General features: G+C 51.7%; 16 protein-coding genes. 7 read left to right on the top strand and 9 right to left on the bottom strand.

The features are described 5' to 3' along the window. Window positions 1-84: 84 nt before the first annotated feature. Both I8J30_RS23775 and I8J30_RS23770 read right to left on the bottom strand, forming a co-directional pair. Window positions 85-318 (bottom strand): non-heme iron oxygenase ferredoxin subunit, encoded by a 234-nt coding sequence (locus I8J30_RS23775; protein ID WP_240548324.1) that lies wholly within the window; start codon window positions 316-318, stop codon window positions 85-87. Between the two features lie 87 nt (window positions 319-405). Next, entirely contained in the window at window positions 406-1,497 is a 1,092-nt protein-coding gene (locus I8J30_RS23770; protein ID WP_210662375.1) for a fatty acid desaturase, read from the bottom strand. Between the two features lie 128 nt (window positions 1,498-1,625). On the opposite strand from I8J30_RS23770, the gene I8J30_RS23765 reads away from it, so the two are divergent. The 3 genes from I8J30_RS23765 to I8J30_RS23755 all read left to right on the top strand — a co-directional run bounded on the left by I8J30_RS23765 (window position 1,626) and on the right by I8J30_RS23755 (window position 3,326). Further along, on the top strand, window positions 1,626-2,087 hold the full coding sequence (locus I8J30_RS23765) for a cupin domain-containing protein (RefSeq protein ID WP_210662374.1): 462 nt from the start codon (window positions 1,626-1,628) through the stop codon (window positions 2,085-2,087). Beyond that, the gene (locus tag I8J30_RS33270) at window positions 2,063-2,527 is read left to right on the top strand and encodes a helix-turn-helix domain-containing protein (protein WP_210662373.1); all 465 of its coding nucleotides are present in this window, start codon (window positions 2,063-2,065) and stop codon (window positions 2,525-2,527) included. The genes I8J30_RS23765 and I8J30_RS33270 overlap by 25 nt, the downstream gene beginning before the upstream one ends. A 73-nt stretch (window positions 2,528-2,600) precedes the next feature. Continuing rightward, window positions 2,601-3,326, top strand: coding sequence for a DsbA family oxidoreductase (locus I8J30_RS23755; protein WP_210662372.1), 726 nt, complete (start codon window positions 2,601-2,603; stop codon window positions 3,324-3,326). A 62-nt stretch (window positions 3,327-3,388) separates the two neighbouring features. Here I8J30_RS23755 and I8J30_RS23750 read toward each other — a convergent pair whose 3' ends face one another. Genes I8J30_RS23750 through I8J30_RS23740 form a run of 3 tightly spaced genes read right to left on the bottom strand, consistent with a single transcriptional unit; the run spans window position 3,389 to window position 4,843 of the window. Beyond that, window positions 3,389-3,760 (bottom strand): EamA family transporter, encoded by a 372-nt coding sequence (locus tag I8J30_RS23750; RefSeq protein ID WP_177245598.1) that lies wholly within the window; start codon window positions 3,758-3,760, stop codon window positions 3,389-3,391. Continuing rightward, window positions 3,757-4,119, bottom strand: coding sequence for a DUF2304 domain-containing protein (locus I8J30_RS23745; protein ID WP_091212644.1), 363 nt, complete (start codon window positions 4,117-4,119; stop codon window positions 3,757-3,759). Before I8J30_RS23745 ends, I8J30_RS23750 begins: the two co-directional genes overlap by 4 nt. Window positions 4,120-4,138: 19 nt before the next feature. After that, window positions 4,139-4,843, bottom strand: coding sequence for a glycosyltransferase family 2 protein (locus I8J30_RS23740; RefSeq protein ID WP_210662371.1), 705 nt, complete (start codon window positions 4,841-4,843; stop codon window positions 4,139-4,141). Between the two features lie 120 nt (window positions 4,844-4,963). Between I8J30_RS23740 and I8J30_RS23735 the strand changes: the two genes are divergently transcribed. The 3 genes from I8J30_RS23735 to I8J30_RS23725 all read left to right on the top strand — a co-directional run bounded on the left by I8J30_RS23735 (window position 4,964) and on the right by I8J30_RS23725 (window position 8,284). Beyond that, window positions 4,964-6,238, top strand: coding sequence for a glycosyltransferase family 39 protein (locus I8J30_RS23735; RefSeq protein WP_210662370.1), 1,275 nt, complete (start codon window positions 4,964-4,966; stop codon window positions 6,236-6,238). Between the two features lie 122 nt (window positions 6,239-6,360). Further along, a complete protein-coding gene (locus I8J30_RS23730; protein WP_210662369.1) occupies window positions 6,361-7,416 on the top strand; it encodes a hypothetical protein in 1,056 nt (351 codons plus the stop codon). A 25-nt stretch (window positions 7,417-7,441) separates the two neighbouring features. Further along, the gene (locus tag I8J30_RS23725; protein WP_210662368.1) at window positions 7,442-8,284 is read left to right on the top strand and encodes a hypothetical protein; all 843 of its coding nucleotides are present in this window, start codon (window positions 7,442-7,444) and stop codon (window positions 8,282-8,284) included. 128 nt (window positions 8,285-8,412) lie between these two features. Here the strand turns inward: I8J30_RS23725 and I8J30_RS23720 are convergent, their stop codons facing one another. From I8J30_RS23720 to mnmL, 4 genes are all read right to left on the bottom strand, one after another. Continuing rightward, a complete protein-coding gene (locus I8J30_RS23720) occupies window positions 8,413-9,378 on the bottom strand; it encodes a type I phosphomannose isomerase catalytic subunit (protein ID WP_240548323.1) in 966 nt (321 codons plus the stop codon). A gap of 47 nt (window positions 9,379-9,425) precedes the next feature. After that, window positions 9,426-9,827 carry a VOC family protein gene (locus tag I8J30_RS23715; protein ID WP_210662367.1) on the bottom strand — a complete coding sequence of 134 codons (402 nt, stop codon included), beginning with the start codon at window positions 9,825-9,827 and terminating at the stop codon, window positions 9,426-9,428. Between the two features lie 66 nt (window positions 9,828-9,893). Then, window positions 9,894-10,463 (bottom strand): tRNA 5-(aminomethyl)-2-thiouridylate-methyltransferase MnmM, encoded by a 570-nt coding sequence (mnmM, locus tag I8J30_RS23710; RefSeq protein ID WP_210662366.1) that lies wholly within the window; start codon window positions 10,461-10,463, stop codon window positions 9,894-9,896. A 1-nt stretch (window position 10,464) separates the two neighbouring features. Next, window positions 10,465-11,433 carry a tRNA modification radical SAM protein MnmL/YtqA gene (gene mnmL / locus I8J30_RS23705; protein WP_210662365.1) on the bottom strand — a complete coding sequence of 323 codons (969 nt, stop codon included), beginning with the start codon at window positions 11,431-11,433 and terminating at the stop codon, window positions 10,465-10,467. A 309-nt stretch (window positions 11,434-11,742) separates the two neighbouring features. Between mnmL and I8J30_RS23700 the strand changes: the two genes are divergently transcribed. Beyond that, complete coding sequence (locus I8J30_RS23700; protein WP_090977456.1) at window positions 11,743-11,928, top strand: hypothetical protein; 186 nt, start codon at window positions 11,743-11,745, stop codon at window positions 11,926-11,928. Window positions 11,929-12,200 lie beyond the last annotated feature (272 nt).

Here is a 12,200-nt window from a genome sequence, read left to right as displayed (position 1 = left end):
CGATGGCATAAAAAAATGTACGTGATAAAGGACGTTAGCTGCGTCCTTCATCACGTACATTTCTCTTTGTCTAGCGACCACGCGCTAGTCCAGTTGGATATAAACTTTGTCGTTTTGGACTTTCACGGGGTAGGTTTGGAGCGCTTTGCATGCCGGCTTGCGAACCGGTTCGCCGGTCGCAATATCAAACCGGCCGTTATGCTTGGGACACTCAATGGTGCTGCCCATGACAAGACCGCCTTCGAGGTGGACTTTCTCATGCGTGCAATAGCCGTCCGTTGCGTAGAAGTCGCCTTCTTGCGGATCTATAGATGGCATAGGTGCGTTCGCCATAATCGAAGCGGATAACATCCTCTGTGTCGATGTCGGAGCTGCTGCAAACTTCAATCCAAGCCAGTAAAGTTGTCATGATGGATCTCCTACTCTTGCATAGTGGTTGGTCGAATGGGATTGCGCGATGTTCTCGGCAAATATGCGGTATTTAGGTACGACGTACGTCGGATCTTTCCGTGCATGCCATAGGGCGGCAACCGTTTCGCGCAGTGCGGCCGTGAAGCTTGACGCGGCGGCCGGACAATCCTCCTTGATCTCTTGATGCAGGGCAGGCAAGTTATAATACGGTACCATCGGGAACATATGATGCTCCATATGGTAGTTCATGTTGGTATACAGAAACCGAATGATAGGGTTCGTATAGAACGTGCGCACGCATAGCCGGTGATCAAGCATGTCTTCGTATAAGCCAAGATGTTGAGTGGAGTTCAGAGCGGTCATCAAGAAGAAGCCGTAGAACGCAGGCAAACCGACGAACATAAGCGGCAGCAGGCTCTGCGTATAGAAACACAGCCCGATAATAGCAGCATAAACGAGAATGAAAATACGTGCTTCCCAGAACAGAGAGCGAAAATCGCTTGGAGGGATTAGTTCCTTCTCCGTATTGGTGAGGCGGCCGAAAGCATGGCGGAATAACGATTTAAACGTACCGAAGATATCGCCGAATCGGAAAATCATCTTGATTAGTCTACTCCACATCGGGGGACGCGGCTCCATAATTTCCGGATCGCTGCCGACAATGATCGTATCGGTATGATGACGAACATGACTCCAGCGGTAATTCGTCGCTTGTATGAGGATGAGGAAGGAGCATAGCTGATATAAGGCTTCATTCATCCACGACGTTCGGAAAGGCGTACCATGGCAAGATTCATGCCATTTTGAGACGGCTGACGTGGAATAAATGACGCCATAGAGGGCAAATGCGGGAATCGCCCACCAGGTTCCCCAGGATAAATAAGCAAGATAACCCGTTACTGCGAGGAAGATGAACCATAACAGCGTGTCTCGAAGCGCCGGACCGTTTCTGCGGACCATGAGCTCCTTCATGCGTTTGCGGGGAACGGGACATTTGTACCACTCGGCGGATACCAGTCCTTTCGCGATCGCTTTCTCTCTTTCAGGCCCTAGAATGCTGTAATCCCGTTTGGAGATTTCACTCATATGATTACCCCTTATTGACTCAGAATAGCGTTGCTGCTTCTAAGTGTAAGGGATGAAACGCCAGCTGGCTTTCCAGAAATTATTAAATAGTTTTAGACACATCTGCGAGTATGGAGAGGGGGAGCGGGATGGCAAGGAAACAATCGCCGACATCGATGCGCTGGATCTACCCGCCTGATTATGATGAAAGGCTGGGGATGGATGCAGTGGGAACCAGCATTATTCCCGAGCTGATCGTGCTGGGCTGTCAAAAATATTCGGAGGCCTATCAGCTCACCTTGCATCGTCACATGACCGGCTATGAATTTGTCTATTTGGAGCATGGCAGCGTTACTTGGGAAGTAGATGGCGTGCAATATCCCACTACTGCAGGGCAATGGTTCTTCACAGCTCCGGGAGAGCTGCATAAGGCCAGATTCAACCATATCGAACCCAGCCGCATTTGGTGGTTTATCATAACGGACCCTGCATGTGACTCTGATTGGCTTAACTTGGGCCAGCAGGAGCGTAACTTCATCAAAGCCGGTCTGCAGCAGCTGCCGCATGTATTTCGTGCCGATGTCGGGTGGATGAGCAATTTGCGCGGCTGAAGGCGACGCTAGAATCGGATGGACCGGCGAAGAGGCTGTATGCTCATCATCGGATGCTGGATATTCTGCTTGGGCTGCTGCAGCCGGTTCCGGCGAAGACGATTGAACCGGAATGGAGGGGAAAGATGGCTGAGCTCGTTCGGCAATTGGAGCAAACGCCTGAGAAACGGTTCTCCATAGCGGAGATGGCGCAGGCGGTTCAAGTGAGCGAGTCGCACTTCTATAAATTATTCCAGGAGCAGTTCGGGCAATCGCCTGCTGCCTACATGGAACGCGTGCGGATTGAACAAGCCTGTGAGCTTCTGTTGAACTCGGGCTTATCCATCATTGAAATTGCGCACGAGCTCGGATTTAAGACCAGCCAGCATTTTACGAATGTGTTCCGGAAAGTAACCGGCTGTCCTCCAAGCGAATGGAGGAGGCGGGAAGCTTACAGTTGAACGCTTCCAAACGTTGTCCTACACCTGACAAAGCGGCTATAATGGGCTTATCAGATGAAGGAGTGAAGTCAAGATGAAAGTGGAAATTTGGTCGGACATCGCGTGTCCGTTTTGCTATATCGGCAAGCGTCTCTTCGAGAAGGGACTGGATCAGTTCGAGCATAAAGACCAGGTAGAGGTTGTCTATCGCAGCTTCCAGCTGGATCCGAATGCGGAGAAATATCCGAAGCATGATGTGTATGGACTGGTAGCGGACAAATACGGCGTGAGCCGCGAGCGCTCCATCCAGCTTCATGAGAATTTGGTGCAGCAAGCCGCAGCGCAGGGGCTTACCTTTAACTTCGAGCATGCGATTCCGGCGAATTCGCTGGATGCGCATCGTCTGATTCATTTTGCAGGCGCCCATGGCAAACGGACAGAGGTAGCGGAGCTGCTGTTCAAGGCGTATTTTACCGATTCCAAGCATATTGCCGAATTGGATACGCTCAAAGGCATCGCGGTTGAAGCCGGCTTGAACCCGGATGAAGTGGAAACGATGTTGAGCGGCGATGCGTTTAAAGCCGATGTGCAAGCGGAGTGCAGCGAGGCAAACATGCTTGGCGCGAATGGCGTTCCGTTCTTCGTCATCAACCGCAAATATGCGGTAGCCGGGGCGCTTCAAAGCGATGTGTTCCTCGATGTCCTGCAGAAGGGCTGGGAAGAGGAGAAGCCGCTGATCATTCTAGATCCTTCTTCAAATGGCAGCGCCGGCGTGTGCACCGATGATGCATGCGGGATCGGCGAGAGCGAACAGAGTTAAACAATAAAAAGCACGGTAAGTCGGAGCCTCTCGGCTCTAGAACTTACCGTGCTTTTTAGCTTTTACGCATAACGGGCTGACAAGCCGATACATGCAACGCCTGCAAGGATGAGCAGACAGCCGATGATTTTGAGTGCAGACAACGATTCTCCAAACAAGTAATAAGCGCCGATGATGGAGATGATGTACGCCAGGCTCTGGATGGGATAAGCCAAGCTGAGGTCGACCTTCGATACGATAAACAGCCACAACACCGTTGCGCAGCCGTAGATGAACAATCCACCCATGATATAGGGCGAGAACATCAGCTCAAGAATCGTGCGCAGCGATTCGAAAGGTTTCGCGCGCTGCATGAGCCCGTATTTCCATAGAAATTGCCCGCTTACAAGCATGAGCGTATTGGCGAGGATGAGAAGGAATTGGACGACGTTCACAGCGTCTCACGTCCTTCCACTGCCTTCTGAAGGTCGAGCAGCTTCTTCTCCATGACGGCGAATTCCTGCGTTAACGTCTTCATTTTCTCCGACTGGTTCGACAAGCTCATCGTCTGCCGCACGAGCAGGGCAAGGATGAAGATGATGGTGACCAGAAACACGAAGGTAGGCATATAGGCGATGCCGATCCATAGGGCGAACCGGTTGAGCAGCGGGATACAAGCAGCGGCGAGTACGCCGGCAATGGCGGTGATCAGCCAGAGGAACGCGTAGCGATCCTTTAATTTATGGGTTACCGTGAACGAAACGATAAGCCCCAGGAAAAACAACGTAATGAGAATAGCGACAAGCTGATTCATCTAGGGCGGTTCCTTTCGTTTAAGAGAAGCTTTTGCGAATGAGCGAGAACATCGTAACCTTCATCATGTAATAAATCGATTTGGACCAGTTGATGGAGGAGGAGCCGCCTTGGCGGTTGCGCATCTCGACACTGATCTCTTTGAGCTTGTATCCTCGCTTGGACAAGCTGACGAGCACTTCCACTTCGGGATAATCCGTCGGGTAGGTTCGCGAAAACAGCTCGATTGCACGGCGTCCGACGATGCGAAAGCCGGATGTCGGGTCGTAGACCTGTACGCCGGTCAACATCCGAATCAGCCAGTGAAAGTAGAAGATCCCGATTCGTCGGGAGAGGCTTCCCTTGTAGCTGCTCTGTTCAACAAAACGCGAGCCAATGACCATGTCAAAGTCATGGCTTATGATTTCAGTAACAAGCTTCGCTATGTCGGCTGGCCGATGCTGTCCGTCCGCATCCAGTTGAATCGCATATTTATAGCCGCCGCGGTCTGCATACTTGTAGCCGCTTTGCATCGAACCGCCGATTCCGAGATTCACGGCATGGCGAAGGGAAGGAAATCCTTCACTGCGAATGATCTCAGGCGTGCGGTCTTTAGAGCCATCATCGATGACGACAAAATCATAAGGGGTGTGCCGTTTGAGCTCCTGCACGGTTCGGGCCAGTGTATCTTCTTCGTTATAGGCAGGAATAATGACCAATATATCGCTGCTCCGTTGTTGCTGCATTTCAAATTACCTTCTTTCCCATCCTTCTACTTGCGAGGCTTGCTTTTCAACAAATCTTTTATAGTATAATAGAAATCGGTTCTTTATAGAATACCAGTAAATTGGAAAGGGAGTTTTGCTTTGTTTTCACTACGGTCCGAAACGTCCCGGACGCGGAAGTTTGTTTGGATTTTAATGGCGTCGGTTTTACTCATCCATGTGATTTCGGTCTTGTCGCTCGGCGACCATTTCCTGCTTGGTTCCTATGAGAAACGCAACAATGATGATGTCAAATATGTACATGCCGCGCAGGTTCTGCTCGAGCATCATACGCTTGTTTATAACAGCGGTATGAACCCGACCAACTATATCATGCCTGTGGTTCCTGTCGTGCTCAGCGGATTTTTGTCCTTTCTGGATCGCGATGCCGCCGTGATGGGCTTCCGTTTGCTTCAGTGCCTCATGCAGGCGGCTTCGGTTTATCTCATTTTCATCATCGCGCGTGAGCTGCTGGGCAGACGCGTCGCCGTTGCGGCTGTACTGCTCGATGCGCTTTATGTGCCGAACTTGTTTGCCTCGGGCGCGATTCTAACGGAATCGACGTTTAAACTGCTCTTTTTGTTGCTGATTTGCAGCATTATTTATGCACTGAAGCGTAGAAAGGCATCCGTATATGTGTTTGTCGGTATCATGCTGGGGCTCTCCTGTTACGTCAAACCGCAATGCGCGCTGATTCCGATTTGTTTGCTGATCATCTGGCTCGTGAAGCGCTACAACTGGAAGGATATTTTCAAGTATACAGCTATCGTTGGCGTATGCAGCATGCTGCTGCTCTCGCCGTGGTGGGTTCGCAACTACGTCGATTTTCATGAATTTATTCCATTCACCAAATCCACCGGCAATCCCATGCTGCTGGGAGCGCTGATCAAACGCGCCAATCCGCCCAAAGGGTTCTTCGAGCAATATCCGCAATACAAGGATCAGAAGCTGTTCGTTGGCAGCGACAGTGCGGAGAAGCTGGCCGCGCAGCGCGTCATTGCTTATGGCTTCAAACATCACACGTTCGACTATGCGTACTGGTTTACGGTCGGAAAGTCCATCCAGCTCTTCGAGAGCCCGTTCTACTCTAAGCCGGTACCGGGCTTGCCTAGACCGGCGATTAATGTGGTGCACTGGCTGTATGTGCTTGTTGGCTTCGCAGGAATCGTCGTGGTTGGCATTCGCGGACGGTTGAAGCTGGTTTTGCCGCTGCTGCTGCCCTTTCTCTATTATTGGTTCATTCATCTACCATTTATTACCTTCGGACGCTATGGTTATCCGCTCGTATGTCTATTAACGATATTTGCTGCTGCGGCTTTAGTAGCGCTGCTGGAGCGAAGAGGGGTTTGGAAGAAGGAAGAGGAGACTGCCGTTTAATCGGCGGTCTTCTTTTTTTAGCCGGCCCAGTAGTGGAAAAGCAAATCGGCATAGTACAATAAGACAAGAATGTGAAGGCGGTTACAGCCTTTGCAAAATTGACAACTCCGGAGGGACGCGCCATGCAACCGGTTCCGATTCAAGCTATGAATACACGCGTAGTACGAGTGAGCACGGCGAAAGATTATTGGACCATTCTCTTTGGCATTTGGCTGATTGGCGGTATCTTCGTGGATGGATTTGCTCATAATCACGGAGTCGTCGAAACGTTCTTTACTCCATGGCATGCCATTCTTTATTCGGGTTTTATGGTTTCGGCCATCTGGATGTGCTGGCTGCTGTACCGTTCGAAGCGAACTACCGGCTTACCCTGGATCAAGGCGGCACCTGTCGGCTATGGGCTCGGATTAATCGGCGTTGTCATCTTCTTGCTCGGCGGACTATTCGATATGTACTGGCATGTTGTGTTCGGCATCGAGCAGAATACGGCGGCGCTGCTGAGTCCTTCACACCTGATGCTGCTGTTGGGCGGGATATTGATTTTGTCGAGTCCGTTTCGGGCCGGCTGGCATAATGAGAAATGGACAAAACCGAGCTGGGTGGAGTTTGCGCCGGCATTTCTATCCTTGGTAATCACGGTAGGCGCCGTCAGCTTCTTCCTCATGTACGCCTGGACGTTTCGTTACAATTTGCCGGCAGCCGCTGTCGTAGACTGGTATGTCAGTCACTTTAATGGGGGGATCGTGTCTGAAAGTAACGAGATGCGCGGTCTTACCTACATATTGCTGGATACGCTTATCTATATGTATCCGGTGTTTCTGCTTATGAAACGGTGGCAGCTGCCTTTCGGCGCCATGACGCTGCTGTTTGCGATGATTACGACGATGATGAATGTACTGGACGGCTTTGTATACTATCAGTCGATTATTATTGCAGGTGCTGCAGGTCTGCTGGGCGATCTGCTTTATCACTATTTGAAGGCCGGCGAAGGCAGAATGTGGGCACAGCGAATAATCGCAGGGGCGCTGCCGGTTGCGCTTTGGGGCTTTTACTTCGGCTACATGAACGCGGTGGATGGAATCGGCTGGTCTGCAGAGCTATGGTCAGGCTCGATTGTAGAGGCGACATTACTGTCTCTGGGCGTTCATTTCCTGTCTGCTTCGAAAGGGAAAGGATAGTCGACGGATGCAGCAAAGGAGCTTAATGTTGAGATGGCTGGTTATGGCAGGGCTGATAGCGCTTCTTCTAGGGGGCTGCACAGCCAAACCGCTTCGCAATGTGGAGATAGATCCGCCAACCAGGGGACTGCTTCATTATTTGCAGCAAGATCAAATGACTAATGTGTCCGATCGGGGATACAAGGTTACCGTAGCGGAGGAGCAGTCGGTCGAGAGCGGGCGGGAGATTAAAATAGAGCTGCAGGTGCTGGATCCGTCGGGACTTCCGGTGGAGCGCTTCACAGAGGATATGACCAAGCTGATGCATCTCATTATCGTTAGCGCTGACTTATCCACGTTCTCGCATGTCCATCCGGTTCATGAAGGGCAAGGGAAATTCAAAGTGAAGCTGAGCTTTCCGCATGGCGGCCGATTTCTGCTGATTTCGGAATTTATGCCGGATGACGTTGGGCTCACGGTATATAAGAAATGGATTACGGTTGGCGGTGCGGAGCCGGCTATCGAGATGCTTACGGTCAGCGAGTCTATGCAAACGGTTGTTTCCGGTGTTGAGGTTACGCTCACTGCAATGCCTGACATGAAGGAAATTAAGGCAGGGGAAATGGCGATGCTGAACTTTACGTTGAAGGATGCCGCTACCGGAAACCCGATTAAGCTTGAGCCCTATCTTGGCACTTCGGGACATTGCGTCATTCTGGACGAGAGTGCCACGCAGTATTTGCATGTACATGCCGTAAGCGATATGAGCGCCGGCACCTCCAGTGTCATGTTCCACACGCAGTTCCCCAAGGCAGGGATGTATAAGCTATGGGCACAGTTTCAGTATCAGGGAAAGGTGCTCGTTGCACCGTTTGTCATTAAGGTATGAGGCAGGGAGCTTAGCGTAGTCAGCTGGACAACCCGTTCCTTTATCTGACATCCTCAGGTGCTCATAAAAAAAAAGCCCACTCAAAAGTCGCCTTTCACACTTTTGGGTGGGCTTTTTCATTGTTCGAATTAAGGCGTTACGCTGCGCAGAACGGTCATGCTGCCATCCAGCTCGTAGCTGCCAAGGCTTGCAGGAAGCAAGAAGCATTCGCCGGCCTTAACGGCTTGCGTGCCGCCGTCCCAGCTCAGCGAGCCCGTTCCTTCCGCGATCACGAGAATGACGAATGATTCCGGTGTCGTTGTCAGCTTCCAAGGTGCACGCACAAGCCCTTTTTCAACGATGAAATAAGGGGATTCTGCGATGGTGAGCCATTCATTGTCGCCGATGGCATCGGTCTTCATGCGGCTCGCGCCTGCGCCTTCGTACGCGGTAACATTAAGGGAGTCTTCGACATGCAGCTCGCGAAGCTTGCCGTCCAGACCCGGACGATTGTAGTCAAACACCCGGTAAGTCGTATCGGAGTTTTGCTGAATTTCAGCGACTACAACGCCTGCACACAGTGCGTGAACTGTACCCGCAGGGATGTAGAACGCATCGCCGGCTTCGACCGGTACTTCTTGCAGGCAATCCATGACGCGGCCTTCTTCAATGGCAGCTGCGAGGGCAGCGCGGTCAACGCCTTCTTTGAGGCCGTAGATGATTTTGGCGCCGGGCTCGGCAGCCAATATGTACCACATTTCGGTTTTGCCGAGCTCGCCTTCTGGCAATCCTTCATAGGCATCGGTAGGATGCACTTGAATGGACAGATCGTCGTTGCAATCCAGCAGCTTGATCAGAAGCGGGAAACGGCCATTCTCGGCATAGCCTTTCGTACCGAAGTATTCACGACCGTATTTCTCGCGAATTTCGTCCAATCCAAGTCCGGCGAGCGCGCCGTTCATGACTTTGGTCGTGCCGTTCGGATGATCGCCGATCATCCAGCCTTCGCCGATCGCGCCTTCCGGAAGCTCCAGGCCGAATTGCTCCAGTGCGCGGCCGCCCCAGATCCGTTCTTTCATTTCGGGTTTAAATTGCAAGGGGTAAGTTTGTGTCAATTGAATCACTCCTCTGTCTGAACTTCCTTGTATACCTTAAACAGTCATTAGCCTTGTGGTTGTGCGGCAGGCTGGAACATTTCCAAGAATTCGCCATCCGGGCCGTAAAAGAAGAAATAACGCGCGCCATTGGGAAGCATCGTGATTTCGGTATCCTTAAGCGGGACACCAAGATCGGTGATGCGCTTGAATTCTGCATCCACATCGTCAACCGTGAACGCGACATGATGCGTGCGTCCTTCCTCCGCCAATTGACCGTCGTAACCTTCAATCAGCTCGACTTCGGATTCACCGCCATCGGTGCCGGACAGGAAAGCCAGGCGGATGACATTGTTGGAATGCTTCAACGTGTACAGGTACTTCAAGCCGACAATCTCGGTATAGAATGCGATCGACTTCTCCAAATCAGAAACCATAATGCCTACATGCTCAAGTTTACGAACTGCCATGAATAATGACCTCCTCATAATTTAACGAATCCGGCATAGCTTCGAAGCTGGCTTGTCTTACGTGTACTACCGTTTCTCGATTGCAAGCAAATAAGGTGCCTCCGCTTTTTGCGCCATACGATAAAGCACCGTTTGGGCCAGCGACTGAGGCAGCGAGGAAGCCCATTGCAGGGCGGCGTCGGCTTCCTCGGCGCCGCCGGGGTGACCGGGATAAAGCACGACGGTCACGATGCCGGAAGGTCGAAGTACCGCAAGAGCCGCCTTCAGAGCGGCGAGCGTGCCATCAGGCGTCGTGATGACGGACTGATCCGCGCCGGGCAGATAGCCGAGGTTAAACATTGCAGCTGCCGCCTTCCCGCGCCCATCGGCAGAAATCTGTTCCACCATATCGGCATGACTCGCATGGACGAGGTGGAGCGCTGCACCTGCTGCACTGTCATTCAATCGCTGCCTCGTCCGCTCCAGCGCTTCCTCCTGGATGTCGAAGGCATAGACGGTTCCGCGCGGGCCAACGAGCTCCGCCAGGAACAGCGTGTCTACGCCGTTTCCGCAGGTCGCGTCTATAACGGTGTCACCGGGTGAGACTCGTTCCTTCACGAGCTTATGGGCCATGCTGAGCACGCTTAGGAATCCCATCCTATTGCGCCTCCCACAAGCGGCCTTGCCAGGTGTTGCGCGCGGTCAGCTCGCGGTCGATCGCATTGAGCACTTCCCATTTCTTAAGACTCCACATCGGACCGATCAGCAGGTCGCGAGGCGCGTCGCCGGTAAGCCGGTGCACAATCATCTCCGGCGGAAGCAGCTCAAGCGTATCCACGATCAGCTTCACATATTCATCTTGATCCAGGAAGCGGAGCAGGCCTGCTTCATATTGCTTGACCATCGGCGTCTTGCGCATAAGATGAAGCAGGTGAATCTTAATCCCCTGCACATCCATAGCAGCAACAGCTCTGCCGGTATCGAGCATCATTTCATGCGTTTCCTGAGGCAGGCCATAAATAATATGCGCGCAAACGCGAATGCCGCGTGCCCGAAGACGTTTAACCGCATCTTCGTAGCAGGCAGTATCATGAGCGCGGTTAATCAGCGTGGAAGTGGACTCATGGATCGTTTGAAGTCCCATCTCGACCCACAGATAAGTCCGCTCATTCAGCTCAGCCAAGTAATCGACGACATCATCCGGCAAGCAGTCCGGCCGTGTTGCAATGGACAAGCCGACAACGCCGGGCTGAACGAGGATCGCCTCGTAATATTCCCGCAGCTCTTCAACCGGCGCATACGTATTCGTATACGCTTGGAAATACCCGATATATTGCGCTTCCGGCCATTTCTGGTGCTGCAAATCTCTGATTTTATTGAATTGGGTCACCAAGTCGTCTCTGCGGCTGCCCGCAAAATCACCCGAACCTCTGGCGCTGCAGAAGGTACATCCGCCTGTCGCGATCTTCCCATCCCGGTTGGGACAGGTAAAGCCGGCATCCAGCATGACCTTGAATACTTTGCTCCCGAATTGCTCCCGCATTTCGTGATTCCATGTATGAAACCTTTTGTCGCTCCACAGGCTAGGCTGTAGGGTGTCGGCATCCGGCTGAGTTTGCACTTTCATTGGTAGGCTCCTCTTGCTTTTATTAAATCTTATATCCCCAATCATAACGAAAAAAGAGACAAAACGCTACGCCGGGGGTGTAATCGGAGGCATAAGCGCACTTCATTAGAAACAAAAAAACGGTTTCAAATTAGGCGCAATGCTGTAAAAAAGATTAGAAAAGGGCTTGCTAAACCTAACATGAAGTGTTATATTAAAAGTGCGACAGAACAGCAAAAACACTACTTTTAACCCTCTTCCAAACACTTGTCATAGCAGGTCGGTTTTCTGGAAATTCGCTTGAAAATAATCAAGTTGAGGTGATGAGGAATGGATTCACAAGTTAAAATTCCGCATGGTGACGAGAAAGTTACGGTCGAATTAACGAGAAAAGAATTGATGTCGCTCGCAGGTATCCGTTTTTACGGTAATCATAATGTTGAGGTTTCCGCCCGGAAGAAACTTCATGACATCCTGGAGTCGCAAGAAACCGCTCAGAACCAAATGCTCAACTAAACAAGGGTAGTTGCATCAGAATGAACTTCAGCCGATGGCGCTCGCTGCGCCCTCGGCTTTTTATATGCAAGGAAACGGACGGAGGCTGCATTACCGCCGACTTTACAAGTGATGCCGAATTCGGGCACAATATGGTTTAGTAGCGCTGATTGGCTTGGACGAGCTATCGCTCGTACAGCATTCAGCGAGCGCTGATTGGCTTGGACGAGCTATCGCTCGCACAGCATTCAGCGAGCGCTGATTGGTTTGGACGAGCGGTTGCTCGTGCAGCA

The sequence above is a fragment of the Paenibacillus lignilyticus genome, from assembly GCF_017942085.1.
Classification (GTDB): domain Bacteria; phylum Bacillota; class Bacilli; order Paenibacillales; family Paenibacillaceae; genus Paenibacillus_Z; species Paenibacillus_Z lignilyticus.
The sequence above is the reverse complement of the archived record's forward strand: the minus strand, read 5'-3'. Positions and strand labels throughout refer to the sequence as shown.